We start from the raw sequence: 26797 nt of genomic DNA on the forward strand, positions 1-26797 counted from the left end.
GGAGGAATTGACGCAATGAAGAGCTCAGCAGTTTCCGCATCGATGCAACGGATGGCCGGTTTGGTCTTGCTTTTGGCATGCGCAGTGGTGGCGCAGGCACAGGAGTCCCCGGCGTCCCCTCCTCCGCCCGCTATCCCCTCTACCTCCAAAGATGTTGAGATTCCAACACGCAGCACGGTCGATATGCTGGCCGAGATCAAGAAGAGCGGCAAGCTCCGTGTGGGCGTCTCGGAGATTGTTCCGTGGGCGATGCATGATAAAGATGGAAACCTGGTGGGATTCGAGATCGATGTGGCAAGAAAGCTCGCACGCGACATGGGAGTGCAAGTGGAGTTTCATCCGGATGAGTTTCGTTATTTGATTCCGGATCTCGAAGCGAATCGTTTCGACATTATCGTCGCAGGTTTTTCGATTGAGGCGCGGCGGGCGCTGGCGGTGAACTTCAGCCAGCCTTACAACGTGACCGACGTGACAATTGCCGCCAGCAAAAAATTGGGCGGCGAGTTGAAGACGATGGAAGACTTCAATAAAAAGGGCATCACGATTGGGGTGGTGGAGGGAATGACGTCGGAAGACCTGGCAGCGTTGGCGTTTCCGAAGGCCTCAATCCAGACCTATACGGAAGACAGCGCGTTGTTCAGCGATCTGGTCGCGGGCAGGCTTGCTGCGGCTGTTGCAGACAATCCCCGGTTGGACATCCTGGCAAAGCTCTATCCTGATGCTGTAACGGTGCCGACTGTGGCCCCGCTGGGAAGGTTTCCCGCGGCCTTCGCTGTGAGGCGTGGTGATATGGACTTCGTCAACTACCTGAACTCCTGGATCGCCGCGCGAAATGCGGATCAATGGATCGACACACGACGGAAGTACTGGTTCAAGTCGACGGATTGGGCAGGAAGCCTCTAATTAAACCTTCGCCAGCTCCTCTTGATCAGTAGTCGATGGAGTGAGTGCTGTGTTCGCCGGCTTGTGCAGTAGATCAATGACTGACTGGTAGAGGCGATTGCGCACCTCGAAGCGGTCGCCGGCACGAATGACATAGCGAACGACGATGTCCACGCCAGAGGCCGCCGGCCGCATATCGACCGAGGGTGTGGCCTTGAACTGGCTCAGGCCATTATGACGCGTGGCACTCTGCCACTCCTGCTCGGCGAGCTTGGCGTCACGTTCGGTCTGTTTCAGCACGGTGTTGTGGATAGCTTCGATAGTCTTGTACGAATCGACGCCCGGTGGAATGTTGACCGTGATCTCATCCCACATCCACTGGCCAGTCGTGGAGAAGTTGAAGTATTGGCCTGAGATGGCAAAGTTGTTGATGAAGGTGACGCGGCGACCGGTGGGATGGCCTTTGTCGGTCCAATTACCGGTCTCTAGGAGAGCCGTACGGAAGAGGCCGATCTCGACGACCTCGCCGCCTACGCCGTTGATCTCAACCCAGTCGCCAACGCGGATGCCATTTTTGCCCATAAGGATGAACCAGCCGAAGAAGGCGAGGATAAAGTCTTGGAAGACAACGGTGAGGCCGGCGGCACCAAGGCCCAGGATAGTTGGAACCTGACTCGGCGCCCCAAAGATAACGAGTAATACCAGCAACAATGTGACCAGCTGGATGCCGAGACCGATGATGGTGCGGAGGGTGTGGAGGCGGCGCTGCTCCATGCGGGAGCGGTCGATAAGTTGACCGACAAATGTGGCGAGAAGGACCCCGCAAAGAATCAGGAAGGCGATGAGCGAAAGTGATTGCAGCGCAAGGTGCGTGACGATTGAGTGTTGAAGCTCCACCTGCGCGAGCCATTTGCCGTAGACGGAGGAAAGCTGCTGCTGGGTCTGTAGCTGATCCTCCGCGATGCTATGCATCTGCGAGAAGGCATGAGCCTTAGCCATGCGAGCTACACGGCTCTTTACGGCGTCCTGCGGGGCGGCACCGTTGGGTTGAGCACTCGGTGCATCGACCTTGGATCCATCGACACTCGATACATTGACGGAAGCGTTGATGCTGGCTGCAGCCGCTGAGGCTTTCTTTTCGAACTCTGCATGCCTCGCGGTGAGCGTGGCGATGTCGGCATCGGTCTCGGCTTTGGCCTGGCGAATAAGATTCATGCGGCTGCGCTGGTCGAACCAGGCGGAGACGCGGCCATAGAGCGTGCCATAACGCCGGGCAGAGAGAACGGCGATCTGCCCCCCGGTATTTCCCTGGGCCGCATCGTACTTCTTCATGGCAGCTTCGCGAGCGGTGAGCTCCTGTTGAATCTGGCTGCGTTGGTCGCCGCTCACCCGGGCGAGCTGTTCGGTGAGGTCGGCCAGTTCATCGCTGTCCAGCTGAAGCTGAGCCTTGGCAACGTCGAGGTCATCGGAGTCGGCAGTCGTCCCGTTGGGCTGTTTGAGAGAAGCAGTAACAGCGTCCACTTTGCCCTGATCTTCTTTGACGAGCGACTGGACCTGTGCCTCTTTTTCCTGGAGCACTAAGGCGTCACCAGTGAGAGTGCGAGTCTGTAACGCAGCCTGGCGAAGAGCGAGGGCAAACGCCTGATCCACCTCATGGTCAGCTAGCCGGGCCGCCTCATGCGCAAAAGATTGCTCTTCGGCAGAGACGGCAAGAGGAGCGAGCGACTCGATAGTCTGCCACGGACGCTGGTCGATGAGATTTTGCCCGCCGGCAGGACCGCCGTTGGATTTGAGAAAAGGCATGTGAGCCATGGCACCACGCGTCCACCACGCTGCCGCGAGGCAGAGAACGAGGAGGGCGGCGGGAACTGCTATGGCGAGACGACGGAGTTCCTTCATTCCTTAACCCTACATGCTCCTTCAGTTAGCTTCAAAGCCCCGTTAGCGTCATTGCGGATGTGGATCGGCTGCGTGCTCATATCTGTTGCAACTGCCAGAGTTATGCCCAGCACCCTAAGACAGAACACGAGACTGTCCCGCGCAGGTAGTAACCGGAAATTAACGAAAGCCCAATGGAGGGAGGAGTAAATTTCAAAATAGTCGTACTGTGGGAGTTAGAGTGACCAATACATCAGAGGTTCCGTTTCATTGCGACGTAGAAAGTTCGACCGAAAACGGAGTCACGGTTACGACGGTTCGGTGCCATGGCCGTTTGATTAACCAGACGGCTGGTGAGGTCAAAGAGATCGTGAAGCCGTTGATCCCTCAGGGCGGCACGATAGTGATCGACCTGGAGGATGTGACGTTTCTGGATAGCCTCGGGTTGGGAACGCTCGTCGGGCTGAAGGTCTCTGCGATCAACGAAGGGTATTGCACCTTGAAGTTACAGAATCTCTCACCACGCATTCAGGAACTGGTGAAGCTTACGAGTCTTACAAAGCTGTTCGCGTCCTAGCCTCAGTTATGGGAGCGACGCTAGCCAGCATGTAGGATCTAGGTCGTGGAAACTTCTGTTGCAAACGCCGGCATCGTTCCGGGACTTTCGGTCGTGGCTGTCAAGAGACAGCCACTGGCAGCGATAGGACTTGCCCTGCTGGTCGTCTTTGTGGCTTGCGCAGTCTTTGCTCCCTGGCTGGCGCCGTGGGATCCAGCACAGTTGGATCTGACGGGACGTCTGATGAGTCCGTCGTGGACTCACTGGTTTGGCACAGACGAACTGGGACGGGACATCCTCTCGCGAACGTTGTTTGGGGCGAGAATCTCGTTAGTAGTAGCTGTAAGCGTAGTAGGACTCTCGCTGGCGGTGGGGCTGGTGGCGGGCGGTCTGGCTGGATTCTACGGCGGGTGGACGGACACGGTCGTGAACATCTACGTGACTAACGCATTTCTGGCGCTGCCTGGAATTCTGCTGGCGATTGCGTTTATTGCATTCATGGGGCCGGGGTTGGGCAATGTGATTCTGGCCCTCGCCATCTCAGGTTGGGTGGGATACGCGCGCTTGGTACGTGCGCAGGTCATGGCCGTGAAGGAGCGCGAGTTTGTCGAGGCGGCGCGAGCCCTTGGCGCGACGGATCTTCGCATTATGACGCGGCATATTCTGCCGAACATCCTGCAGCCGCTGATCGTGCAGGCGGCGATCGGCATGGCGGGCGCCGTACTGGCCGAGGCTACGCTGAGCTTTCTGGGGCTGGGGGTTCCGCCACCAGCAGCGAGTTGGGGATCGATGCTTAACGATGCGCGGTCGCACCTGTTCGACTCACCGCATCTGGTCTTCTTTCCGGCCATGGCAGTAATGCTCTGCGTACTCTCGTTCAACTTCATCGGGGATGCCCTGCGGGACTATCTCGACCCTCGAACGCGGATGAGCACTGGGCTTTGACGGCGCAAATGGAAGGCGTAAAGATGATCAAAGCGATAAGGATCGATAAAAAGCTGATCGAATCCCTGCGGCTAATCTGGTTCTAGCTTGGCTGTGGTTTCATCTCTTTTGTCGCTCTTATCACCGCTACGCCCCGCGGGTGCGTCTTCCATGCGCGGCATCACCGCCGGTTATCGGATATGCTTGGCCTAGCAACGGAAAGGCAGTACCAATGCGTAAGAGTATCGTTTCACCGTCGACGACGACAGCAACTCCGATCAGCGATCTATGGCGCGACCTGGAGCGGATTGCGCGTGTCGAGATTAGCTCCGAAGATGAGAAGTTTCCGATTGAACACGCGCTGGACAGGAAATCAACGACCGGCTGGAAAGCTGCGACGCCGGGTCCTCAATTAATACGTCTGCACTTTGATGAGCCACTGACGATCAAACGGCTGCAGCTGCACTTTGTGGATCGAACTTCGGAGCGGTCACAGGAGTTCGCGTTGTTTGCAGGTGCGGGCACCGAGCTGAAAGAAATCGTGCGCCAGCAGTGGACATTCAGTCCGAATGGCTCGACCGAAGAGATAGAAGACTATGTGGAGAACCTAAGCGGTATTACGACGCTCGAGCTGCGGATCGATCCAGACCGGAGCCACGATCCGAAGTTGAGCCGCGAGTATGCCTCGCTGCAGAGTTTGAAGCTGGCATAAGACTGACTGCGAATCTGCGCGGATATTACGGATTAGAAAACAAGCAGAAGCAAAACGGGTTTAGTCGCTATGTTGATTGGGGTGATCTCCGATACACACGGATTGCTGCGGCCGGAGGCTCTGGCTGCACTGCGCGGCGTGGAACATATTCTGCACTCTGGCGATGTTGGGGATATTGCAATCCTCGATGCCCTTCGCGAGATCGCTCCGGTGACGGCGATTCGCGGGAATGTAGACGTGTCGGGAGCTTGCGCGGAGCTGCCCGCAACCGATGTCGTGGAGCTAAGTGGCCAGCTGTTTTATCTGGTTCACTCGGTGAACGATCTGGATATCAACCCAAAGGCCGCCGGCGTAGCGATGGTGGTAAGCGGGCATTCGCATAAAGCTAAAGTCGAAGTGAAAGATGGAGTGATTTATTTCAATCCCGGTAGCGCGGGACCACGAAGATTTTCGCTACCGGTCACCGTGGGATTTGTGACGGTGGAGGATAGGGTCGAGGCCAGCGTCATGGAGCTCATGGTTGGGTAAGAATACGATACGCGCCCGGTGCAAATACTAGTTTCTCGCGTTTCTCGTTAAGTGAACACCTGAGATAACACTAGCGAAGATAATGAGGACGCCAAGGATACCGGCAACATAAAACGGCGCTTTTAAAGTCCAGTGGATATCCATGCCCATTGAACCCAATAGGACGCCCAAGAGACAGCCACCTGCGAGAACCACAAACGGAGTCAGAATAAGCAGAGTACCGAAAACTACTCTCCATCTTGGCATCACGTTTGCAGCACCTCAGACAATCTTTAGTGGTAAATTGCTCGGTTGGACATTAGCCTTTGCTGCGGTCTGTGAAGCGGAAGAAGAGGGACTGCTCAGCAACTGGAGCGGCAAGTTCGTTGAGCGCAGCCATCTGGGAGTTGGAGAGGGGCGTGAAGTCCTGGGCGATCTTTACGTTCTCTTCTAGTTGAGGAATATTGTCGCAGCCGATGATGACCGTACTGACAGGGTGCGAGAGCGTGAAGTTCATTGCATCCTTCATGGTCATTACGCCAGGGCGATGGGCAATAGCAGAGCCCTCCCATGAGTGACGCTGCGCATCGAGCGAGGGTGGCGTCCACGAAGCAAGGAGACGGCCACGCGAGGGAACTTTCATGCCGATGATGCCCATCTGCTTCTCGACGACCAGCGGAAGCAGCTTGTCGGTGAAGCTGTGAATGTGGGTATCGGCGGCGTTCATAGCCATCAAGATAGTGTCGAAGTTGTGGCGGTTGACCGCGTCGATGAGAGCTTCGGGGCGATAGTGGCCAGTGACGCCGAGGTAGCGGACGACCTTCTGGTCCTGCATCTCGAGCAGCGCTTCCATCGCGCCTCCCTTGGCAAAGATCGTGTCGACGTCCTCGGGAAGGCCAACATCATGAAGCTGCCAGAGGTCGACGTGATCGGTGTTGAGAAGCTGGAGAGACTTCTCAATCATACGGAGCGAGCCATCGCGGGTACGCTCCTTGGTCTTGGTGGCGAGGAATGCCTCGTTGCGTCGGCTCTTCATGACGCGACCGACATACTGCTCGCTCCAGCGTTCAGGCCCACCATAGATGGAGGAGGTATCGATGTAGTTGACGCCGAGATCGAGCGCACGCTCGATGATGGGAACAGCAACATCAAAGTTCGCGGGCTTCTCCAGGGCCGCCTGCCCGCCAAGCGAGAAGATCCCAACCTTGTAGCCGGTCTTGCCGAGATTGCGAGTGGGCATCGTCGTACGAGTGTTCGTATTGGCTGGGAGCGGTGGCAGCGTGTGCGCGGTCTCAACGGCGATAGCGCCTTTGGTAAGAAGGGCTGCGGCGGCAACGCCTCCGGTCTTGAGAAAGGTACGGCGGTCAGGAGTAGTGGGCAGATTCTTCTTCATCGCGGAGTCCTCAGGTCGAGCCACGTCGTGGACAGTTTAGCCTGTTCCACGAGACAGCGTCGCCCACCGGCTCGTTTCACATCTTTTGGACAAGTTCGCTAGTTGGTGTCGAAGTGGACAGAGTCGAGGATCTTCTGCATCCGATGGCGAACGGCGTCTAACTCCCGTGGCGAGATATCCTGCACCCCGCTGACATCCCCGCCACAGAAGGTGTTGATGACAGCGTCAAAGCGATAGCACGCGTTGTTGTGCGCGGTGGTGTAGATCTCATCGCGGGATTCAGTGCAGATTCCCCCATGCTCGTCGTAACCGTGGGTAAATGGTATGCCCCCGATCTGCGCACTGGAGGCGGTGTGAGGATCGCGCACCGTCGCCTGTGCGCTGCACTCGGCAGAGCCAAGGTGCGGAGTGACGCTGAAGTAGAAGAAGGCTCCGCTGAAGGTGGAGTTGGGGTGCGGGTTGAAGCTGATGCTGGCAACGGCACGCAACTGTGTGCTGTGAGCAATGGACCGGGCATCGAGATTAAAAGTGCTCACCTCGGAGTCTTTGCGGTTAAGCTCCCAGGCCGCAGGAACAGTAAAAGTAACTCCGTAGCGCGAATCATGAAAGGGATGTGCGGGTGGCATGCTGGGCTCGATCGCCGGAGGTTTCGGACGAAGCATGGGCGGAACGGCCTCCAACCCGGAAGACTTGCTCTGCGCCGCGCAGGCGATCACTGTCACGACGGTCATCAGAACAGCAGTGGTACAACGGACAAGGTGGGCGGTTTTCATGCTTCCTTCTCTAGGCGCTATTACTCGGCGCGCATGCGCGGATTGGCTACAGTGTAGGCGATGTCGGTCAGAAGATTCACTACAACATAAGTTAGCCCCACGGCAAGGATGCAACCCTGAACTAAAGCATAGTCCCGGTTGGAGATAGCAGACAGAGTGAGCCGGCCAATCCCGGGCCAGCTGAAGATTGTTTCGGTTACGATGGCACCCGCAAGAAGACTGCCAAACTGCAGCCCAATAACCGTTAGAACCGGGATCAGAGCGTTGCGCAGGGCATGGCGGTAGACAACCGCGTTCTCCGTAAGACCCTTGGCGCGAGCCGTGCGGATGTAGTCCTGGTTTAGCTCTTCCAACATGGCAGTGCGGACCATCCGGGTGAGGATGGCGGCCAGCGAGAGACCGAGCGTGATAGCAGGCAGGATGAGGTGGAGGACGAAGCTGGTGGCCTCACCCGTGCCGGCTCCCGAGACTGGTAGCCACCCAAACTGAATAGAAAAGACAAGGATAAGAATCGGCCCGAGAGCGAAGTTAGGGAAGGACAGGCCAACGAGAGAGACGACGCCGAGAAAGCGGTCCTGCCAGCGGTTGCGGTGGAGAGCCGAGGCAATCCCGGCAGGAATGGATAGCAATATACCTATCAGCAACGCCGCGGCAGTAAGAGCGAGGGTGTATGGGTACCGCTGAAGAACGAGGTGGACGACGGAGTCGTGCAGCCGTAAGGATTGGCCGAGGTTAGCGTGAAGAATGCCATGCCAGTAGTGGGCGTACTGCTGGCCGAGCGGGGCGTCCAGACCATAGGAGTGGCGGAGTGCGTCTATGTCAGATGCGGTGGCGCCTTCGCCAAGCATCTGGACGATCGGGTCCCCCGGGACGAGGTGGATGAGGAGGAAGACCACCGAGACCACGACCCACAGCACTGGCAGGGTGAGGAGGATACGGCGGAGTGGTCGCCAGATGGCCGCGCGATTCAGAGTCACTGGATCGCTTCCCTGCTATCGGCTTCGTCTTCGACCTGGTTGGGCGGCGGAGCTACGTCCTCCACAATCACGCGGCTGATACGACGCCCCGCCATCTCAGCAACTTCGTAGCGGCGGCCTCCATGCTCGACACTCTCCCCTGCGGCAGGAATATGGCCCAGGTTCGCGAGGAGAAAGCCAGCCAGAGTTTCAACTCCAGGCTCGCGCGGGAATGTCCAGTGAAGCTGGTTGCCAAGATCGCGGAGGGTGGTGCTGCCGTCGAGCACCATGGCTCCGGTAGTACTGAGCAGAGGCGATTTGCTGACGTCGAACTCGTCTTCCAGTTCGCCGACGATCTGCTCGAGAACATCTTCAGCCGTGACCAGGCCGACCGTCGAGCCGAACTCGTCAACGACGATGGCAATGTGCCGGCGTCTCTCTTGGAACTCCTGCAGAAGCTCGATCGCAAGCTTGGTCTCCGGAACAACGGTCAGCTCACGCATCACCTGGCGGAGAGTAAGTCCGGACTCGCCCTTGCCGCCAAGCGAAAGAGCGACGGTCCGGAAGTGCATCAGGCGCGAGATGTCCTTCGAGTAGACGATGCCGATGATGTGCTCAGGGCCGCTGACGGGATCATAGACCGGGACGCGGGAGTGCTGCTCTTCAACGATGCGGGCTGAGGCCTGCTGCAGCGGCAGGTCCGCAGAGAGCGAGAAGATGCTGCCGCGAGGCGTCATGATCTCGCGGACCGTGACGTGATTAAGCTCAATCGCGCGATGGATTATCTCTTCCTGAAAGACGGGAAGCAGACCCATCCGGCGCGTGGCGGTGGCGATAAGCTTCAGCTCTTCAGGCGAGTGGACCGCCCCTTCGCCGCGCAGGGGAGCCCGAAAGAGCCTGAGAACAAGCGCCGCAGACGAGTTCATCAGCTTCACAATAGGCCGGGTGAGCCGAATAAAGACGTCCATAGGACCGGCAACCGCCAGAGCGATGCGTTCGGTTCGCTGTAAGGCGAGCGACTTCGGAACAAGTTCGCCCAAGAGAACCTCAAAATAAGTGATCAACGAAAAAGCGAAGATGACCGCCGCAGTATGGGCATACAAAACCGCATGAGCGGGCAGCCGGTGCAGAGGGCCACCCAGGAAATTAAGGATGATCTCGGCCACGGCAGGTTCGCCAATCCATCCGAGAGCCAGACCGGCTACAGTAACGCCAAGCTGCACCGCAGGCAGAAACTCATCAATCGAGTGTTTGAGCTTGAGCACCGTACGCGCGCCAGGCCGCCCCAGCGCGATCAGCTGCTGAATGCGAGTCTCGCGGACGCTCACCAGGGCGAACTCTGCGGCCACGAAGAAGCTGCTAGCCAGAATGAAAAAGGCCACCATGATTATGCGGAAGAGCATCCACTCGAGCATTAAGGCTTGAGTTTATCAGGGCGGATTTGGAAGGCGGATAAGCAATCTTGCACGCAAACGAAACGGCCCGCGAGTTGAACTCAACGGGCCGTCCCTTGGCGTTGCTTGAAACTTACGCCAGAACCTTATTCACGGACTTGTCGATGGTGTCCTTGGGAACGAAGCCAACAATCTGCTCTGCGACCTTGCCATCCTTGAAGATGAGCAGGGCAGGAATACCGCGGATGCCATAGCGCATCGGGGTTGCAGTGTTGGAATCGACATCCATCTTCATAACCTTGAGCTTGCCCTGGTAGTGTGTGGCAACCTCATCGACAACCGGGGCGAGAGCGCGACAGGGGCCACACCAAGCAGCCCAAAAATCGACGAGAACAGGCTCTGTCGACTGAAGAACGTCTCTTTCAAAATTTGCATCATTTACTTCGGTGATGAACTGTCCTGCCATTTATCTTCCTCCAGAATGCTCTGCACTTTTTACACCCATCCGGTGCAGCGCAGTCTTCTCTATAGTAGATGCAATTTTGAACCGGGAGTTTCAGAGTGCGAAATACCACTTAAAGTGTAAACGCCCGGACCTCTGTAAAGAGGTCAACGGGCGGCGTAGCAGCCCTCCCCAGAACTGCCCACTCGGCTAAAGTACGGGGCTTTTTGCGATTCGTAAAGAACTCTTAGGTAACAAAATTACCATTACTGAGATGTTACTTCTGTCTGCCTAATCCCTTCTGCGTGAAAGGGATGGGTCTCAGCCTTCAAGTGCTCCCATAGAAATTGTCGTCTGTAGAACTTCAAGTGACTCGTCGCCAGCGGCTTCGCGAATCATAGCAGGAAGAGCCGAAGGCTTGGCATCTTCGGTAATGATCAGAACAGACGGACCGGCGCCGCTGAGAGCAACGCCCAGAATCCTGGGGCTCGCGATCTTTGGACTGAGTGTCGCCGAACTGTCCGCCAGGGGCAGCAGCAGTGGGAGCAGCGGGCAAACCTTCATGCGGTACGGCTGGTGGATACGATCCTGCATAGCAATTCGGAGAAGATCGCCCCGCCCCTGGGCAAAGGCAGCCACCAGCAGGGCGGTTGACTGAATATTGGCAACTACGTCCTCCCGGGGATAGGTAGCAGGAAGCAGCGCGCGCGCCTTTTCCGTGGCAAGGCTGGCGGGGGGCATCGCTAAGTTCAATCCCCAGATTAGATTTTCTCCGCAAGTAGATGTTGATAATGAGTTTTTACTCATCAAAGAAGCCGTCATCCCGCCGAGATAGCACGCCGCCACATTATCGGGATGACCTTCCCGAATACAGGCCTCTTCGAGTATCTGTTGGCCCGTCCAGCCCAGGTTGCCGAAGTGATTCGCCAGAAAGACGCCGGCCAGGAGTGCCGAGGCGCTCGAGCCGCAACCCATCCCAAGAGGAATCTCATTATTGATCAGGAGGTGGAGCCGTGGAGCCAGAACTCCGGCGACCGCCAGAACGTCGACGTAGGTCGTCAGGATGAGATTGTCTTCGAGCCTGGCACATAAGTCAGCGTCGCGACCAGTAGCCTCGATGTAAAAGCCGTCGGCGACCCAGGCGTCGATAGTGAGATAAAGCGCCATCGCCAGGCCGAGCGCGTCAAACCCGGGACCCAGATTCGCCGAGGTAGCAGGCAGACGCAGATGGTACGGCTTGCCTCGGTCCGTTGTGGTGCTTTGACTCATACTGGTTGCGGCTGGTGCATGTGGGATTCGAGGGTCCGGAGAACCAAACTGGCGTCCGCTTCAAGAACCATAGGAGGTTTTCTTAAGGCCGCGTGTCGAGTTTTATCCTTAACGCTAAGGTCAGCATTTTCAGCATCCGAGAACAATTCGTTGCGGTGATAGTCGATGGTATAAGCGGAGTCTTTAAGGGTGTGCCCAGTGAGGATGAGGACAACCCGCTCCTCTGTGGAAATCTTGCCTTGGGCCACTAGCTTTTTGAGCCCGGCAAGGGTGACAGCAGAGGCAGGCTCGCAGCCGACCCCCTCGGCACCGATCTCCGCCTTGGCTAGGGCGATCTCCTGCTCAGTAACCTGTTCGCACCAGCCGCCGGTGGTCTGAAGGGCATTGACGGCTTTACGCCACGAGGCCGGGTTACCAATCCGAATCGCAGTAGCGCGGGTATTAGCCACGACGGGAGTCAGGCGCTCTCCGCCGTTCTCCTGCAAGCTGCGATAAAGGGGGTTGGCCCCCTCGGCCTGAATGATGCTGATCTTCGCAGTGCGCGGTATCAGGCCAAGCTCACGCATCTCGGCGAAGCCCTTGGCCAGCGCGGAGGAATTGGCAAGGTTCCCACCAGGGACGATGACGTGCTCAGGAACCTGCCACTCCATCTGCTCGACCAGCTCAAAGGCTGGCGTCTTCTGACCTTCCAGACGGTAAGGATTGACGGAGTTGAGCAGGTAGATCGGGAACTGCTTCACCAGCTCGCCAAGAATCTTGACGCAGCCGTCGAAGTCGGTCTTGAGCTGGATCGTAAGAGCGCCGTAGTCCATCGACTGCGAGAGCTTGCCCCAGGCGATCTTGCCCTCGGGGATGAAGACGATGCTGCGCAAACCCGCCCGCGCCGCGTAGGCGGCCATGGCGGCAGAGGTATTGCCGGTCGAGGCGCAAGCGACCCACTCGAAGCCGCTCTGCGCGGCGACCGACAGTGCGGCAGTCATACCAGTGTCCTTGAAGGACCCTGTAGGATTCATGCCCTGATGCTTCGCCAGTAGCCAGTCGATCCCCGCAGCCTTCGCGCAGCGAGGGAGATCGTAGAGAGGAGTATTGCCCTCGCGCAGCGTAATCACCTTCTCCAGGTCGTCGACGATAGGCAGCAGATCGCGGAAGCGCCAGACGCCGGACTGGTCCACGGCCATCGTTGAGGACCGCCGTTCCTGCCAGAGCCAGCGAAGGGCGCTGGGATTGGGAAGCCGGCTATCGGGACCGGCGGCGGCGTTGGTCCAGGGGTACACCACCTCATAGAGACCGTTGCAGACCGGGCAGCGAAAGTTGCTGCTAACCTCATCCTTGCCGATGACGGTCGCGCATTCGGTGCATCTAAGGTGATGTGTTGCTACTTTCATGGTTGCTTCTAGCCTATCGTAAACGTCGAAGTGCGTCTGCGGCCTTCGTGTGTCTTGTCATATGCCTAGGCGTGATGTTGGGTAGTCGAAGTGCCTGGGGGCAGAAAGAGCTACGCGTGGCCGCCGCGGCAGATCTGCAACCAGTCATGCCAGCACTGGCGCAAAGATATGAGCATGAAACCGGAATCAAGCTGGTCGTCAGCTTCGGATCGTCCTCGACACTCGTCACGCAGATCCTGAACGGCGCTCCCTTTGATATCTTCCTGGCGGCAGACTACGTCTTCCCGGAGAAGATTGTGACGGCTGGGCTGGCCGATGGTGCCCAGCCAACGGCTTACGCCAAGGGCACGCTGGTGCTGTGGACCCGGAAAGACTCCGGCCTCTTGCCACTCACCCTGGACACGTTGTCTGATCCGCGCGTGAAGACAGTCGCCATCGCGAATGAGTTGCACGCACCCTATGGTTGGGCGGCGGCGGCGGCACTCCGTAGGATGAAGCTCTACGACCAGGTCGCTCCGCACTTGGTCGTGGGGGAGAATATCTCGCAGACAGCGCAGTTTGTGGAGTCTGGGAACGCGCAGCTCGGATTGATCTCACTCACAGCGGCGAGCACTCAGCGCTTCAAAGAGATTGGAACCTACATCCTGGTGCCCACCTCGCAGTACCCGGAGATACGGCAATGCGCGGTAATCATGGCAAAGTCTGAGCACAAGGCAGAGGCGCATCTCTTTTTGAACTGGCTGCTCTCTCCGGCGATTCAGGGAGACCTTCCGCAAGTGGGTCTGCGCCCAGTGCAGTAGGAAGGCTGTATACCGGCCGGGCGTCCTTCCCGGAGGGCAGTCGCTTCGTGACGTGTATACCGCTTCGCTCGGCGCTCCCGATGATCGCGAACTATACTCATTCCGACCATCGGGAGGACCACGCGAAGCTCTAAAGAGGCGTGCGAACGCCCGTCCCACGCGCAGTGGGCCCGTCCGGCAGGACAGCTTGTCATAGACTGACGCTGTATGGATTTTGAAGCGCTCTTGTTGACTTTGCGGCTGGCAGTGGGAACGACGGCAATTCTGCTTGTAATAGCGCTGCCGCTGGCATGGTGGATCGCTTCAGGACACGGGGCGGCCCGCGCCTTCGTCCAGTCGATAGTAGCTCTGCCATTGGTGCTGCCGCCAACCGTACTTGGGTTCTACCTGTTGATCGCCATGGGGCCGCTCACCGCACCGGGAAGGCTCCTAATGCAAGTCTTCGGGCATCCATTGGCGTTCAGCTTCGGCGGCCTCCTTATAGGGTCGATCCTCTACAGCCTGCCATTTGCCGTACAACCTCTGGTAGCCGGCTTTCAGGCGGTGGACCGAGGCTTCATAGAAGCCGCGGCGGGTCTAGGTGCAAAACCCACAAAGAGATTCACGACAGTAGTGCTTCCGATGGCGCGCGCTTCCCTGCTCACCAGTGCAGTCCTGGCCTTCACCCACACCGTAGGCGAGTTCGGCGTGGTGCTTATGCTTGGCGGCAACATCCCCGGGGCCACGCGGACCCTGTCCATCTCGCTCTACGACCTCGTGCAGGACGGAAACTATGCGGCTGCCAATCGCACGGCGCTCGTGCTGATCGGTTTTGCAACGGTGGCGCTGCTAACAATCTATCTTCTCCCCTCAATGCGGAAGACCGACGGAAGGCAGGCTGACATTGTCCGATAGGCTGACATCATCTGATAGGTCGTCCGATAGTCTGCCGGGGGAATCGAACCAGTTGCTCACTGTGAGTATCGAACATCGAGTGGGAGCCATCTCGCTCGATGTCAGGTTCGCGTTAACCAAACCCTGGACAGTCCTCTTTGGACCATCCGGCAGTGGCAAAACCACCGTGCTCAGAGTCATCGCCGGCTTTGTGCACCCGGACTCGGGTTCAATCGTGCAGAAAGGAAATGTATTGGTCGATCGAGTTTCGGGTGTGTTCGTTCCTCCGCACCTTCGCCCGGTGAGAACCGCAGCCCAGACCGCCCGGCTATTTCCAAACATGACTGTGCATTCGAACGTGACCTATGGCCTCGGGCAGAGTGCGAGGCCCGACGATACGAGCAGGATCGTCGATGAGATCACGAGTCTGTTTCGCATACAGGAGCTTGCCGATCGAAGACCTCATCAGCTCAGTGGAGGAGAAAAGCAGCGAGTGTCGGTGGCGCGTGCGGTCGTCTCTGCGATCACCTACGAGGGGTCGGGAGCCGCACTATTGCTGCTCGACGAACCATTCTCAGGACTCGACTACGCCATGCGAGATCAACTTGTCGACGGCTTGCGAACGTACCTGATGCGATGGAAGACGCCGGTACTCTCCGTAACCCACGACGTCGGAGAAGCCTTTCAGCTTGAAGCCGAGGTCATCAGGATCACAGAGGGAAAGATCGTGCAGCAAGGCTCAGTCTTTGAAGTGCTTGGAGAAGAACGGCGGCGGCTGATGAGCCAGTTGCGGGTCGGACCCTCTTAGGCGCCCAACTGGACCGGCTCCTGTTCAAGTTGGATCTTGAAGCGGCGGTAAACTTCACGCTGAATGGTATCGCGCAACGCCGAGATATCGGCAAACGTAGCGTGGCCGCGATTGATCAGTGCGAGTGTATGGCGGGACGAGATGCCGGCCTCGCCGAGTTGGAAGCCCTTAGTGAAGCCGACGCGTTCGAGCAACCACGCGGCGGGCAACTTGATAAGGTCTTCTCCAGCAGTCCAGTGGGGAATCTTATCGACGGAGAGATCCAGCGTCGTCGCGATATCAAGCAGAAGACGCTCTGGAACAATGGGATTTTTGAAGAACGATCCCGCACTGCGGCAGTCAGATTCGCCTTCGACGATCAACATGCCCTTGCCATGTCGAATCTCACGAACAGCATGATAGATATCGATAGGTTTAAGCGCGGAGCCACGACCCGCAAAGTAGTTCTGCAGGTCTGCATAGCGGAGACTGGGTGTTGCATGAAGGTCTAACCTGAATGTGACTGAGATGACGATGTACCGGTTGCGGTGGGTGGTGTTGAAGATGCTGCGGCGATAGGCGAAGCCGCACTGTTCGGCAGTCAGCGTGACAAATTTGAGGGTTTCAAGATCGAGTGCATTAACCCAAAGAATGCTGGTGGAGACCTCCTGTCCATAAGCGCCGATGTTCTGAATGGGCGCACCGCCGACGAATCCGGGGATTCCTGCTAGACACTCGATCCCCGTGATCCCCGCCTCGGCGACCTTAAGAACGAACGCGTCCCAGTCCATTCCGCCGGGGACGTCATATGTAATGCTCGTCTGCCGGGGCCTATCGTCTCGGTAGCCGCCGTTGATATTGATCGCCCCTTCGATCTTGACTCGAAGGACCAGACCATCGAAACCTCGATCTGTCACCAGAAGGTTGCTGCCACCGCCGAGCACAAATAAAGGTAGGCTCCGTTCCCGCACAAAAGTGACAGCCTCAAGTAGCTCCTCCATCGATGTCACTTCGCAGAAAAAACGAGCCGGACCGCCGATGCGAAAGGTCGTATAGGGTGCTAGCGAAACGTTCTCCTGAAGGTAAAGGTCGCGAGAGGGCACGGGTTAGAGAGTACAACATCGCCCGGCCGTTGAAACTAGACACACTCGACGCCTTCAAAAGGTTAGTTCGCTCGGAGGTAGTTCTTCCTAAGCTAGAAAAGTCTATTTGAAGTCCAGACCTATCCATTTTATTTAGAATACTTTGCGCGCTTTTTACGGGGGGAGGGGTGCAAGGGGCAGAAGTAGAACGTAGAATCGAAACAAGCGCGGCTTTTACCCGCGAGCAAAATGGGTTAAAGGGAGAGTGTTATGTATCCAGAGATTATGGTGATTCCAATGCGCGAAGAACTGACGCGCGCTGGCTTGACGGAGGCCCGCAGTGCGGCCGAGGTAGATGCCGCAGTTGCAAAGCCGGGAACAACGATGGTGGTGGTCAACTCCATCTGCGGCTGTGCCGCCGGCAAGATGCGTCCGGGAGTTCGCCTGGCGATGCAGCATTCCGCCAAGCCCGATCACTCCGTAACCGTCTTCGCAGGTCAGGACCGCGAAGCCACCGAGAAAGCACGCAGCTACTTCGGGGGACATCCGCCGACCTCGCCCGCGATTGCGATCCTGCGCGACGGCCAGCTCGTCTACCTCATGCAGCGTTCGGCTATCGAGACCTCGACCGCCCCGGCCATTGCGCAGGAGCTTCAGCGCGCCTTTGACACCTACTGCGCGCCAACCACTGCCTAATCGCGAAGTTGTTGAAATCTAATGCCGGAGACTCGCTGTTGCATCGAGCGGTCTCCGGTTTTTCGTGTCTTCGGGCTCAACGGAAGACTGATTCTGCCGATGTAAGAAACAGTCATGTCGATTACACGATCTACCACCATCCTTGATCCTTCTCCTGCGCCTATCGAAGAGCCTTGGCCCGAGGGGAGTGGGCTCGAGATCGTGGGCTCGAGTGCGGAGATGCGCAGGCTGCGGCTGCAAGTCCGGCGGATCGGCCCACACTTCCGAACTGTACTGGTGCATGGTGAGGCCGGGACCGGAAAGGAACAGGTGGCTCGAGCGCTCCACGGAATGAGCCACGCCGCCGACGGTCCGTTTGTGGTCTGTCATGGAGCCGCTCTTGAAGAAGCAATCGCCGGACATCTGAAGGAGAACGATTGGAGCTCGCACCCCGCAGATGCAATCGGTTGCCTGGCCAGGATGGCGCAGCGAGGAACCCTCTTTCTCGATGGAATCCACGAGATGCCACTCCAGACCCAGCTTCGTCTGCTTCGCCTGTTACAGCGGCACGACTCGACACAGAATCACATCGAAGCCAGCAGGCCCAACTTACACGACATGCGGCCCAACCTGCGAATGATCGCCGCCAGCAGCGAAAATCTCAAAATATTATCTTCCGCAGGCAGATTCCAACCGGAGCTTTACCAGCGATTCGCCATGGTTGAAATTACCCTCCCACCATTGCGGGACCGCAGAGAAGATATTCCGGATCTAACGAAGTTTTTTATCTCTCAGCTTGCACCGCTCTACGAGAGAAAGGTGCTAGCCGTCTCTGACGAAGCGCTGGAGCGAATGCTGAGCTACAGCTGGCCTGGGAATGTAAGCGAACTGAAAGGTGTTGTGCGGAGCAGCATCTCACAGGTTGAAGGCGATAGGCTCGAATCGCATCATCTGCCTATGCTCGCTCAAGAGAATCCACCAACATCCGCATCGGATGCGACCGCAAAAAGCGCAAAGCTCCAGGATGTAATCGAACAGCACGTGCTGCGCGTATTGAAGGGCTGCGGAGGCAACAAGGTGCGCGCGGCGGAGACGCTGGGAATCAGCCGCTCGACCCTCTACAGGATGCTGGACGCCTCTGTTTCGACAATCTTGCAATAAGAGTTCACCTTGTCCCGCCGCGAAAAGACCCTGCGATGAAATGCGCTTCACTCTAAGCCGCCGACGCAGAAGCTCTGCTCGCCACGATAGACTGAAGGTCAAGGTTGAGGACAGAGATGACGAGATTGTGGCAAAGCCGCACGTGCAGGTGGATACTTATTTGTTGTTTCAGCGTAGCGCCAAAGATGGTGCAGGGCCAGTTAACAGCCACGCCGCCAGTCGCCACTTCGGTTGCAGCACAGAGCAAAGCCTTATCCACGCTCTTCACCCAGATCTGGGAGGACAGGCTCAAGCGCTCGCCCGAGTTTGCTTCCTCGATCGGCGATAAACGCTACAACGACCAGCTGACGGACTACTCCACTCAGGCGTTGAACGCTGCCCTGGCCCGTGGACGCGACTACATTCAGAAGCTCTCGGAGATCGATACCACCAGCCTTACCGACCAGGAAAAACTGTCGGCGGATCTGATGCTGCGTCAGTCGATCGAGGAGCAGGAGGCGGCAAAGTTCAAACAGTGGCAGATGCCCGTCAATCAGTTCTACGGCTTCCACACCGATCTTCCCCAGCTTCCTAGCCGGCTGCAATTCGATTCCGTCAAAGACTACGACGACTACATCACGCGGCTCAAGAAAGTTCCGAACGCCTTCTCGCAGATCATGACCAATATGCAACTCGGCGCCGACGAAGGCCGCGTTCAGGTGCAGTATTTGATGGAGAAGGTGCTGGTGCAGACTCTCGCGTTGGCCAACCAGAAGCCGGAGGAGAGCCCGTTTGCCCAGCCTCTCAAGAAATTCCCTAAGACTGTAGGCGCGGCAGAGCAGAAGCGGATTTCGTCAGAGATGCTTGATGCGATCTCCACCGACGTACTGCCATCCTACAAACGCTTCGCCGGATTTCTGAAGGCCGAGTACATTCCGAAATCTCGCAAGGAGATTGGCGCCTCTGCGCTGCCCGATGGTGAGGCATACTATGCGTTTCGCATTCGCCAGAGCACTACATTGAGCAAGTCCGCCGCGGAGATCCATCAGATCGGACTCGACGAGGTGAAGCGCGATGAGACAGAGATGCTGGCCATCGTGAAGAGCCTTGGCTTCTCTGACATCAAGAGCTTCAGCGCAGCTCTGAAGACAAATCCCAAGGAACATCCAGCCTCTCCCGAAGCCCTGATCGAGGACTACAAAGGATATATCGCCGGAATGAAGCCGAAGCTGCCTGATCTGTTCGGTCGTCTCCCGAAGGCTCCGCTGGAGATCGTTCCCGTACCCGCGTACATGGAAAAAGATCAATCAGCTGCCTACTACGACAATGGCACTCCCGATGGCAGTAGGGCCGGCCGGGTTTATGTGAACGAGTACAACTTCGCGGAGCGCTCGCTCGCCCCCGTCGAAGCGGTCTCCTATCACGAAGGAATTCCAGGGCACCATCTTCAGATCTCCATTGCTCAGGAGCTTACCGGAATCCCGGAGTTTCGAAAGTACACCTACTACACGGCCTACACCGAAGGCTGGGGTCTCTACAGCGAACGGCTGGGCAAGGACGTCGGGTTCTACAAAGACCCGTACAGCGACTACGGAAGGCTCGAGGCCGACATCTGGCGCGCGATCCGGCTGGTCGTCGACACCGGCGTGCACTCCCAGCACTGGACGCGCCAGCAGATGGTCGACTACTTCCACGATCACTCCGCCATCGACGAGACCAACATCCAGGCTGAGGTCGATCGCTACATTGCGTGGCCGGCGCAAGCCCTGGGCTACAAGATGGGTCAGTTGAAGCTCCTCGAGTTGCGGGAGCGCGCGAAGACGGCGCTGGGCCCGAAGTTCGACATCAAGGCGTTTCACGATGAGGTCCTCGACTCGGGCGCACTGCCGATGGACGTACTCGAGCAGCGCATTGACGCCTGGATCGCCGCGCAGAAGAAGTAGCTGCGTGGTAAAAGCCTACTCTGGTAGCCTTTGGAGATGAGCGACAGCTATGAAGTGACGGTTCCGGCTCCGGTAATGCCGGGGTTGCGGGTAGCAGTACTGGGCGCAGGAAAGATGGGCGGCATTCTTTTGCAGGCCTTCTTGAAGAATAACCTGCTTGCACCGGAGCAGATCTTTGCCACGGTCCAGCATGCGGAGCGCGCGCAAGCATTGTCGGCGCAGTTTGGCGTCGAGGTGACGACAGATAACCTTGCCGCTGCGCGACAGGCAGATGTGATTCTGCTCGGAGTAAAGCCCACCCAGGTCCCTGCGCTGATCGAAGAGATCAAGCCTGCGCTGACCCCGAAGAAGACACTATTGTCATTTGCGGCTTCCGTAAAAACCCGAAGCATCGAAGAGGGCGCGGGATGCGAACTTGCTGTGATCCGCGCGATGCCGAACACACCGGCAATGCTGGCTGCGGCTATTACGGCCCTCTGCGGCGGACGTTTCGTCTCCGCGGAGCAGATGGCGGTAGCGCAAAAGATCTTCCAGACTGTCGGCCGCACAGTCGTCGTCGATGAAAAGCACATGGATGCGGTCACTGGCCTTTCAGGCTCGGGGCCGGCATTCCTCTACATCATCATCGAGGCCCTCGCCGAAGCTGGCGTAAACGTAGGCCTGCCGCGCGATGTAGCAACTCTGCTCGCCGCACAGACGACCCTCGGCTCCGCCAGAATGGTGCTCGAGACTGGATATCATCCTGCGCTGCTAAAGGACGCAGTGACCACCCCCGCCGGGTGCACCGTCGACGGCATTCTGGAACTCGAAGAGGGTGGCCTCCGCGTAACTCTGATCAAAGCAGTGAAGCGAGCGACCCAACGTGCGAAGGAGTTGGCGAACGGCTAGCCGTATCTCTCTGGGCCAGAACTCACAGCGCGATGCTCTGAAACGACGTCGTAAAAGCTGCGTAGAATAATGATATGGCTACGGCTGGAGCGGTAAAGACGCCGGACGGTTCGACAACGACGAGGCTCGAAACCTCTCGAGCGCTGGTGCAGTTTGCCTGGGCCGTGGTCGGCTATAACGTGCTGGTGATCCTTTGGGGAGCGCTGGTCCGAGCCACCGGCTCCGGCGCAGGATGCGGAAATCACTGGCCGCTCTGCAATGGACAGGTCATTCCGCTGTCGCCGCGCATCGACACAATCATTGAGTTCACCCATCGATGCATGACCGGCGGTTCGACATTCCTAGTCATTGGGCTACTGATCTGGACGTTTCGCGGAACCCTCAAAGGGCAGGCAGCACGAACCCTCGCCGTCGTGTCCATGGTCTTGCTGTTGAACGAGGCGTTCCTGGGTGCACTGCTGGTGAAGCTGGGCTACGTAACCGGCAACCAGTCTATAGGACGAGTGGTCGTGCTCTCCATTCACCTCAGCAATACGCTGTTGCTTCTAGCTGCGCTGACCCTTACCGCACGGCTGCTGGGTACAGGACAAAGATGGGCTGAGTTCAGCGTAAGCGGAACAAAAAAGCTGTGGGCACTCCTGGGCCTTGGGGCCACGCTGATCGTCGGCGTTAGCGGATCGCTCGCAGCGTTGGGAGATACTTTGTTCCCTGCTTCTTCGCTGCGTGCGGCGTTCGCTCAGGACTTCGCAGCAAACTCCCCCTGGCTCCTGCGGCTGCGAGGCGTACATCCGGTCAGCGCTGTCATTGCGGCAGCATTCGTACTGTGGCTGGTGGCGCAGGCCAAGCGAGCAGGCGCTCGTCGAACCGCCGGGATCGTCCTATCTCTCCTCTGCTTCCAGTTCGCGCTCGGACTCGCGGACGTCCTGCTGCTGGCTCCCGTCTGGATGCAGATTCTGCATCTCCTGGGAGCAGACCTCTTCTGGGTAGCTCTCGTAGTGCTGGCAACAACGGTAGTATGGCCGAAGCAGATCTCGGACAGAATCTATCGAACAGATTGAGACGCACCTCTTTGAGTTCCACCAATAAGGCAGAAACTCAAAGAGGTAGCTCTACACCCGCGCGGGATCTTACTGCGGAGTAGGCTTACCCGCGATCTTATCGCCGACCTTCTCGGTTCCGTGGGCCGTATCCTTGGCCGCAACCTTGGTGCCATGACCAATATCTTTGCCAACGGTCTTGGTCCCATTGGCCGTCTTATCCGCCGCCTTTTTCGTCCCGCTGACGCTCTTGTGGTAGACCTTCTTCGTTCCTGTGGCAGTCTTTTTGGACCCGGTCGCGATGGCGTGACCGGTATCCTTGGTTGCGTCTTTTGTATCGGTCCCAGCAGCCTTCATATCTTGACCAGCGCTCTGAGCGAGGGCAAAGCCGGCTGAAGCAGATACCGCGAACGCAGACGCCAAAACGAGAGGTCCTAGTTTTCTAAAATGCATATGTCTCCTTGAGTTCGAACAAATTTTTACTGGGTAGAGTATCGGCTCAGGAAAAGCAATTCATAAAGACACGGCATTTCGCTGTCCGACCGCCCCATGAGGCGAATCGTATAAGAGCCAGGGCAGTGTCGAATAGGCACGCTGATTGAGTCATGCTTGGCTACGAGGTCGCCACTGTATAGTTGCAGCGTTCGCGAGGCGACCTGTTCAAGACTCTGATGCCCCTGTGTGGAACGTCTGCAAATAATGTGATCTTCTTGAAACTATACAGACATTCGAAGCGGAAAGTGAACACCCTCGAGCGGCACCTTGAGCCAGCATGCTCACCGACGGCTCGCGGGGTCTTCGTCGAACTAACGCCTGCGCGCCGGTTAGTCCGCTCTGCGAAGCTGCTGATTCTTGATCAACAGCTCCGCGACCAGCCGATGAAGGCGAGCGTTTTCGATCTCAAGCTCGCCAACCCGATCCGTGAAGTCAGTGGCAGATTGCCGGCTATACCTCGAGGGAGAAGAGTTCATCCCGCCGCCAGGTTCTCGAGCGTCGATGCGGTCTCTTTCAATCTCGTTCATATCTGTGTCTCCGCGTGCGAGGTCTCCGCGTGCGAGGCGAAAGGCCCGCGACCGCAACGCATCCCCTTGCGAAATTTCTCGCGATCTTCGGGCGTCATACGCTCCCAGCGATCTTTCATTCCCTGTCTCCAGCGGTTGCGGCCTCCGCCGTGACGATGAAAGCCCCCAAAAAGAATCTTGCTGAGCACAAACATGCCAAGCCCCTGCCAGAAGGTGATCGTGTGCCAGCCGAAGATCGGAGGCAGAAGCGCATTCCACAGACCCCTAACCACAAAACCCAGCACAGCGCTGGCAACGACGGCGAATAATGCGATCTTTACTGCTTTAACTGCTGGATGATGCCCCATATATAACTCCTTATTTCCTGACAAAATCTTCATAGATTAACTGCAGCCTTTGCCGCAGATGTGTCACGGCGTAGTGCTTTCGCGAGAGCAGCGTGTTGACGCTGAGGCCGGTCTCGGCGGATATCTCTTTGAAACTCTGCCCCTGCAACTCATGTGCGACGAAGACCTCACGCTGCGCCTGTGGCAACTCTTCAAGAGCTTCTTCCAAAGCTTCCAGCAGCAGACTCCTTGCGTAAACCGCCTCTGGCCCGGCATCGGCCGAAGGAAGCAGGTCTTCCAGTGTTCCGCCATCCTCTTCTTCACCTGACGCAGGGCTACTCAGCGAGGCAGGCTTTTTCTTGCGGAAGAGATCGACCATCCGATTTCGAGCGACGCGAAACAGCCACGCCGTCACATGCTCTACGGGCTTCATCAGCCGATAGGCCTCAAGTAGTTCGTAAAACACATCCTGAAGAATGTCCTCAGCCTCGCCCGTGTCGGCAACATGCTTGCGGATGAAGCTGCGCAGCCTGGGCCGGTCCCTCTCCAACGCCTGAGAGATCAGCTGGTCTTGCTCGATAATGCTCCAATTGCCAGGAACGTCAGTCATCTACAGGTGTAGACGGATAGAGCCGACAAATATTTTATGGTGGCCCGGATTTGTTTCCAGCCTTTGGTGGCTCCGGCGGCCATCCTCATATAGGTAGCAAACGATATTTCACGCTTGTTCACACAGAAGATTCACACCATTGCGGTAATCTTTTAGATCTCTATGAGTGCTACGAAACGAACTATCGGAAACTCCGCCAGCGCCAAAAAAGCCACCGCCAAAACGGTCGAAAATCTCTTTTTCAGCCGCGACGAGTCCTGGATGCGGTTCAACCAGCGCGTGCTCGAAGAAGCACAGGACGAGACCAATCCCCTGCTCGAACGGGTAAAGTTCCTCGCAATTACCGCCAGCAACCTCGATGAGTTCGTGGAGATCAGGGTCGCCGGCTTTCTTCAGCGGATCGAGGATGGTTACAATCTTGCCCAACCGCCAGACGAAGGCGGACTCACCCCACAGGAACGACTCGATGGGTTGATGGAGCGAATTCATCACTTTGTAGAGGCGCAGTACCAGTGCTGGAACGAACAACTGCTCCCCGCGATGCATGCAGCGAAGATTCGCGTCCTGCGCTGGAGCCAGTTGAGCGACGCGGCACGAAAGCAGGCGCTGGACTTCTACGAGGACGAGGTCGACCCTCTTCTGACCCCGGTGACCATCGATCCCTCCCATCCTTTTCCAAGGGTGCTCAACAAGGCGCTCTGCATCGGCCTCCTGCTGAAGCACAAGCGGCGCGGAGTAAAGACGGCGACAGCCCTGGGTGTCGTAACCGTGCCTCGCGCCCTTCCCCGCCTCGTCCCGCTTAAAAGCACGGACGGCAATTGCGACTTCATCCTGTTGCATGAGCTGGTGGAGTCTCAAGTGGAGCGCATGTACCGCGGATACGAGGTCCTGTCCCGATCGGCGTTTCGCGTCACCCGCAACAGCAACCTCTACATGCAGGAGGAGGAGTCCCGCTCCGTACTGGAGAGTGTTCGAGCGGAGTTACATAATCGACGCAAAGGCGACGCCGTCCGAATGGAAATTGAAAGCTCAGCGATCGAAGAGATGGTCGAGCGACTGCGGATCAACTTCGAGCTCGAGCCGGAGCAGGTATTCAAGACCGACGGCCCCGTGAATCTGTCGCGTCTGATGAATCTTTACTCCGAAGTGAAGCAGCCTCAACTGAAGTATCCGGCTTTCGTCGCGAAGGAGTTCAAACTCAGTGCAAAGTCCACCGATATCTTCGAGGAGATGAGAAAGCGGGATGTGATGTTGCACCATCCCTTCGACTCGTACAAGACCGTGGAGGAGTTCATCGAGGCCGGAGCTCAGGATCCCAGTGTGATATCGATGAAGCAGACCCTCTATCGCACCAGCAAAGATTCGCCCATCTTCACGGCTCTTACCGAGGCTGGACAGAGTAAAGAGGTGACCGTCGTCGTTGAGCTGATGGCGCGCTTCGACGAAGACTCCAACATTCGGTGGGCGCGAGAGCTCGAGGACGCAGGTGTCGGCGTCTTTCACGGCATCTTCGGATTGAAGACCCACTGCAAGCTGTCTCTCCTGGTGCGCCGCGATCCCGACGGCGTGGTCCGCCGCTACGCACACCTTGGGACAGGAAACTACAACCCGGTCACCGCGCGTTTTTACACCGATATCAGCCTCCTGACCTCGAAGCCGGAGGTGACGAGCGAGGTACAGAAGGTCTTCAACTACCTCACCGCCGAGACCGAGTCGGAAGCCTATAAACCGCTGCTGGTAGCACCTTTGACGCTTGCCGATGGCTTGGTTGCCCTCATCGAAAGAGAGGCGGCCCATGCCAAGGCCGGCCGCCCTGCGTCGATCATCGCCAAGATGAACGGTCTGCTCGATCGCCGAACCGTAGAGGCCCTATATGCCGCTTCAACCGCTGGCGTCGAGATCGACCTGATCGTCCGCGGCATGTGTTCCCTGCGGCCTGGCGTCAAGGGCATAAGCGAGAGAATCCGAGTCCGCAGTATCGTTGGACGCTTTCTCGAACACAGCCGCATCTTCTGTTTTGCAAACGGCGGCAAGGAAGAGATCTACTGCGGAAGCGCAGACTGGATGCCCCGAAATCTGATTGAGCGATGCGAGGTAGTCTTTCCCATAACCCAGCCAGACATTCACAATCGGCTGCGCGAAGAGATCCTTGCCTCCTATCTGGCGGACAACACAAAGGCACGGCTCCTGCGATCGGATGGTGAGTATGAACGAGCACCGAAGACAGAAGCTCCCTTCAGCGCACAAGACTATCTGATGCGCATTGCCGAAGGCGCAGAGGAGAAGGTTCCCGAAGCTGCGAAGCACGAAAAGGTCACAGCCCACTAATGCACCACGACCTGACGTGCTCGCAGTTGAGCTATTGAATATCTAAGCTGATAACTGATGAGATGAGTGGCGGAAGCAATCATGACAACGCCACTGGATGCGCTGTCACGCCAAGTCTGAACGATAAGCCTGCTATTGCCAACGGTCCAGCCTTACCCCAAAACAACCGCGACGTCCGGCATATTTTGAAACAGATCTGATAAAAGAAGGGCCGC

27 protein-coding genes are annotated in these 26797 nt (G+C 57.6%); 14 read left to right on the forward strand and 13 right to left on the reverse strand.

Going from position 1 to position 26797, the window contains the following annotated elements; all coding sequences use genetic code 11:
* The first annotated feature begins 15 nt into the window (after positions 1–15).
* Complete coding sequence (locus tag RBB75_RS01210; protein ID WP_179638992.1) at positions 16–903, forward strand: transporter substrate-binding domain-containing protein; 888 nt, start codon at positions 16–18, stop codon at positions 901–903.
* Here RBB75_RS01210 and RBB75_RS01215 read toward each other — a convergent pair whose 3' ends face one another.
* Entirely contained in the window at positions 904–2781 is a 1878-nt protein-coding gene (locus tag RBB75_RS01215; RefSeq protein ID WP_179638993.1) for a mechanosensitive ion channel family protein, read from the reverse strand.
* A 220-nt stretch (positions 2782–3001) separates the two neighbouring features.
* Here RBB75_RS01215 and RBB75_RS01220 point away from each other — a divergent pair, with 220 nt between their 5' ends.
* From RBB75_RS01220 to RBB75_RS01235, 4 genes are all read left to right on the forward strand, one after another.
* Positions 3002–3337, forward strand: a complete 336-nt coding sequence (locus RBB75_RS01220; protein WP_179638994.1) for an STAS domain-containing protein — start codon at positions 3002–3004, stop codon at positions 3335–3337.
* 45 nt (positions 3338–3382) lie between these two features.
* Positions 3383–4261, forward strand: coding sequence for an ABC transporter permease (locus RBB75_RS01225; protein WP_434557143.1), 879 nt, complete (start codon positions 3383–3385; stop codon positions 4259–4261).
* Between the two features lie 211 nt (positions 4262–4472).
* On the forward strand, positions 4473–4952 hold the full coding sequence (locus RBB75_RS01230) for a hypothetical protein (RefSeq protein WP_179638995.1): 480 nt from the start codon (positions 4473–4475) through the stop codon (positions 4950–4952).
* Positions 4953–5021: 69 nt separating this feature from the next.
* Positions 5022–5480 carry a metallophosphoesterase family protein gene (locus RBB75_RS01235; protein WP_353069267.1) on the forward strand — a complete coding sequence of 153 codons (459 nt, stop codon included), beginning with the start codon at positions 5022–5024 and terminating at the stop codon, positions 5478–5480.
* 298 nt (positions 5481–5778) lie between these two features.
* Here the strand turns inward: RBB75_RS01235 and RBB75_RS01240 are convergent, their stop codons facing one another.
* The 7 genes from RBB75_RS01240 to thrC all read right to left on the reverse strand — a co-directional run bounded on the left by RBB75_RS01240 (position 5779) and on the right by thrC (position 13071).
* Positions 5779–6852 (reverse strand): aldo/keto reductase, encoded by a 1074-nt coding sequence (locus RBB75_RS01240; RefSeq protein WP_179639905.1) that lies wholly within the window; start codon positions 6850–6852, stop codon positions 5779–5781.
* Between the two features lie 98 nt (positions 6853–6950).
* The gene (locus RBB75_RS01245; protein ID WP_179638997.1) at positions 6951–7625 is read right to left on the reverse strand and encodes a hypothetical protein; all 675 of its coding nucleotides are present in this window, start codon (positions 7623–7625) and stop codon (positions 6951–6953) included.
* A 20-nt stretch (positions 7626–7645) separates the two neighbouring features.
* Entirely contained in the window at positions 7646–8602 is a 957-nt protein-coding gene (locus tag RBB75_RS01250; protein ID WP_353069268.1) for an ABC transporter permease, read from the reverse strand.
* Positions 8599–9996, reverse strand: a complete 1398-nt coding sequence (locus RBB75_RS01255) for a hemolysin family protein (protein WP_179638998.1) — start codon at positions 9994–9996, stop codon at positions 8599–8601. Before RBB75_RS01255 ends, RBB75_RS01250 begins: the two co-directional genes overlap by 4 nt.
* Positions 9997–10108: 112 nt before the next feature.
* The gene (trxA, locus tag RBB75_RS01260) at positions 10109–10441 is read right to left on the reverse strand and encodes a thioredoxin (RefSeq protein ID WP_179638999.1); all 333 of its coding nucleotides are present in this window, start codon (positions 10439–10441) and stop codon (positions 10109–10111) included.
* A gap of 297 nt (positions 10442–10738) precedes the next feature.
* Complete coding sequence (thrB, locus tag RBB75_RS01265; protein ID WP_179639000.1) at positions 10739–11686, reverse strand: homoserine kinase; 948 nt, start codon at positions 11684–11686, stop codon at positions 10739–10741.
* Positions 11683–13071 (reverse strand): threonine synthase, encoded by a 1389-nt coding sequence (gene thrC / locus RBB75_RS01270; protein WP_179639001.1) that lies wholly within the window; start codon positions 13069–13071, stop codon positions 11683–11685. Before thrC ends, thrB begins: the two co-directional genes overlap by 4 nt.
* 116 nt (positions 13072–13187) lie before the next feature.
* On the opposite strand from thrC, the gene modA reads away from it, so the two are divergent.
* From modA to RBB75_RS01285, 3 genes are all read left to right on the forward strand, one after another.
* Complete coding sequence (gene modA, locus RBB75_RS01275; protein ID WP_353069269.1) at positions 13188–13871, forward strand: molybdate ABC transporter substrate-binding protein; 684 nt, start codon at positions 13188–13190, stop codon at positions 13869–13871.
* A gap of 207 nt (positions 13872–14078) precedes the next feature.
* Positions 14079–14765, forward strand: a complete 687-nt coding sequence (gene modB / locus RBB75_RS01280; protein WP_179639003.1) for a molybdate ABC transporter permease subunit — start codon at positions 14079–14081, stop codon at positions 14763–14765.
* Between the two features lie 61 nt (positions 14766–14826).
* Positions 14827–15552 (forward strand): ATP-binding cassette domain-containing protein, encoded by a 726-nt coding sequence (locus RBB75_RS01285; RefSeq protein WP_353069270.1) that lies wholly within the window; start codon positions 14827–14829, stop codon positions 15550–15552.
* On the opposite strand, the gene RBB75_RS01290 is transcribed toward RBB75_RS01285, so the two are convergent.
* On the reverse strand, positions 15549–16634 hold the full coding sequence (locus RBB75_RS01290) for a UDP-N-acetylmuramate dehydrogenase (RefSeq protein ID WP_179639004.1): 1086 nt from the start codon (positions 16632–16634) through the stop codon (positions 15549–15551). The two genes, RBB75_RS01285 and RBB75_RS01290, sit on opposite strands and share 4 nt — an antisense overlap.
* A gap of 249 nt (positions 16635–16883) precedes the next feature.
* On the opposite strand from RBB75_RS01290, the gene RBB75_RS01295 reads away from it, so the two are divergent.
* From RBB75_RS01295 to RBB75_RS01315, 5 genes are all read left to right on the forward strand, one after another.
* On the forward strand, positions 16884–17309 hold the full coding sequence (locus RBB75_RS01295; protein ID WP_179582382.1) for a BrxA/BrxB family bacilliredoxin: 426 nt from the start codon (positions 16884–16886) through the stop codon (positions 17307–17309).
* Positions 17310–17423: 114 nt separating this feature from the next.
* Complete coding sequence (locus tag RBB75_RS01300; protein ID WP_179639908.1) at positions 17424–18449, forward strand: sigma-54-dependent transcriptional regulator; 1026 nt, start codon at positions 17424–17426, stop codon at positions 18447–18449.
* Between the two features lie 185 nt (positions 18450–18634).
* Entirely contained in the window at positions 18635–20371 is a 1737-nt protein-coding gene (locus RBB75_RS01305) for a DUF885 domain-containing protein (protein ID WP_179639005.1), read from the forward strand.
* Between the two features lie 36 nt (positions 20372–20407).
* Positions 20408–21259, forward strand: a complete 852-nt coding sequence (gene proC / locus RBB75_RS01310; protein ID WP_353069272.1) for a pyrroline-5-carboxylate reductase — start codon at positions 20408–20410, stop codon at positions 21257–21259.
* A 74-nt stretch (positions 21260–21333) separates the two neighbouring features.
* Positions 21334–22317 (forward strand): COX15/CtaA family protein, encoded by a 984-nt coding sequence (locus RBB75_RS01315; protein WP_179639007.1) that lies wholly within the window; start codon positions 21334–21336, stop codon positions 22315–22317.
* Between the two features lie 69 nt (positions 22318–22386).
* Here the strand turns inward: RBB75_RS01315 and RBB75_RS01320 are convergent, their stop codons facing one another.
* The 4 genes from RBB75_RS01320 to RBB75_RS01335 form a co-directional block, all read right to left on the reverse strand.
* The gene (locus RBB75_RS01320) at positions 22387–22653 is read right to left on the reverse strand and encodes a hypothetical protein (RefSeq protein ID WP_353069273.1); all 267 of its coding nucleotides are present in this window, start codon (positions 22651–22653) and stop codon (positions 22387–22389) included.
* A 467-nt stretch (positions 22654–23120) separates the two neighbouring features.
* Complete coding sequence (locus RBB75_RS01325; RefSeq protein WP_179639009.1) at positions 23121–23318, reverse strand: hypothetical protein; 198 nt, start codon at positions 23316–23318, stop codon at positions 23121–23123.
* Positions 23315–23665 carry a hypothetical protein gene (locus tag RBB75_RS01330; RefSeq protein ID WP_179639010.1) on the reverse strand — a complete coding sequence of 117 codons (351 nt, stop codon included), beginning with the start codon at positions 23663–23665 and terminating at the stop codon, positions 23315–23317. Before RBB75_RS01330 ends, RBB75_RS01325 begins: the two co-directional genes overlap by 4 nt.
* A gap of 10 nt (positions 23666–23675) precedes the next feature.
* Positions 23676–24254: an RNA polymerase sigma factor gene (locus RBB75_RS01335; protein WP_179639011.1), complete on the reverse strand. Its 579-nt coding sequence runs from the start codon at positions 24252–24254 to the stop codon at positions 23676–23678.
* Positions 24255–24416: 162 nt separating this feature from the next.
* On the opposite strand from RBB75_RS01335, the gene ppk1 reads away from it, so the two are divergent.
* Positions 24417–26582 (forward strand): polyphosphate kinase 1, encoded by a 2166-nt coding sequence (gene ppk1 / locus RBB75_RS01340; protein WP_353069275.1) that lies wholly within the window; start codon positions 24417–24419, stop codon positions 26580–26582.
* Positions 26583–26797: the final 215 nt, after the last annotated feature.

Source organism: Tunturibacter empetritectus, from assembly GCF_040358985.1.
GTDB lineage: Bacteria > Acidobacteriota > Terriglobia > Terriglobales > Acidobacteriaceae > Edaphobacter > Edaphobacter empetritectus.

Excerpts from the sequence above, each read along its gene's own strand:
- RBB75_RS01210 (WP_179638992.1), top strand. The coding sequence starts at position 16 with ATGAAGAGCTCAGCAGTTTCCGCATCGATGCAACGGATGGCCGGTTTG.
- RBB75_RS01215 (WP_179638993.1), bottom strand. The coding sequence starts at position 2,781 with ATGAAGGAACTCCGTCGTCTCGCCATAGCAGTTCCCGCCGCCCTCCTC.
- RBB75_RS01230 (WP_179638995.1), top strand. The coding sequence starts at position 4,473 with ATGCGTAAGAGTATCGTTTCACCGTCGACGACGACAGCAACTCCGATC.
- RBB75_RS01235 (WP_353069267.1), top strand. The coding sequence starts at position 5,022 with ATGTTGATTGGGGTGATCTCCGATACACACGGATTGCTGCGGCCGGAG.
- RBB75_RS01240 (WP_179639905.1), bottom strand. The coding sequence starts at position 6,852 with ATGAAGAAGAATCTGCCCACTACTCCTGACCGCCGTACCTTTCTCAAG.
- RBB75_RS01245 (WP_179638997.1), bottom strand. The coding sequence starts at position 7,625 with ATGAAAACCGCCCACCTTGTCCGTTGTACCACTGCTGTTCTGATGACC.
- RBB75_RS01255 (WP_179638998.1), bottom strand. The coding sequence starts at position 9,996 with ATGCTCGAGTGGATGCTCTTCCGCATAATCATGGTGGCCTTTTTCATT.
- trxA (WP_179638999.1), bottom strand. The coding sequence starts at position 10,441 with ATGGCAGGACAGTTCATCACCGAAGTAAATGATGCAAATTTTGAAAGA.
- thrB (WP_179639000.1), bottom strand. The coding sequence starts at position 11,686 with ATGAGTCAAAGCACCACAACGGACCGAGGCAAGCCGTACCATCTGCGT.
- thrC (WP_179639001.1), bottom strand. The coding sequence starts at position 13,071 with ATGAAAGTAGCAACACATCACCTTAGATGCACCGAATGCGCGACCGTC.
- modB (WP_179639003.1), top strand. The coding sequence starts at position 14,079 with ATGGATTTTGAAGCGCTCTTGTTGACTTTGCGGCTGGCAGTGGGAACG.
- RBB75_RS01295 (WP_179582382.1), top strand. The coding sequence starts at position 16,884 with ATGTATCCAGAGATTATGGTGATTCCAATGCGCGAAGAACTGACGCGC.
- RBB75_RS01300 (WP_179639908.1), top strand. The coding sequence starts at position 17,424 with ATGTCGATTACACGATCTACCACCATCCTTGATCCTTCTCCTGCGCCT.
- RBB75_RS01305 (WP_179639005.1), top strand. The coding sequence starts at position 18,635 with ATGGTGCAGGGCCAGTTAACAGCCACGCCGCCAGTCGCCACTTCGGTT.
- proC (WP_353069272.1), top strand. The coding sequence starts at position 20,408 with ATGAGCGACAGCTATGAAGTGACGGTTCCGGCTCCGGTAATGCCGGGG.
- RBB75_RS01315 (WP_179639007.1), top strand. The coding sequence starts at position 21,334 with ATGGCTACGGCTGGAGCGGTAAAGACGCCGGACGGTTCGACAACGACG.
- RBB75_RS01320 (WP_353069273.1), bottom strand. The coding sequence starts at position 22,653 with ATGAAGGCTGCTGGGACCGATACAAAAGACGCAACCAAGGATACCGGT.
- RBB75_RS01325 (WP_179639009.1), bottom strand. The coding sequence starts at position 23,318 with ATGAACGAGATTGAAAGAGACCGCATCGACGCTCGAGAACCTGGCGGC.
- RBB75_RS01330 (WP_179639010.1), bottom strand. The coding sequence starts at position 23,665 with ATGGGGCATCATCCAGCAGTTAAAGCAGTAAAGATCGCATTATTCGCC.
- RBB75_RS01335 (WP_179639011.1), bottom strand. The coding sequence starts at position 24,254 with ATGACTGACGTTCCTGGCAATTGGAGCATTATCGAGCAAGACCAGCTG.
- ppk1 (WP_353069275.1), top strand. The coding sequence starts at position 24,417 with ATGAGTGCTACGAAACGAACTATCGGAAACTCCGCCAGCGCCAAAAAA.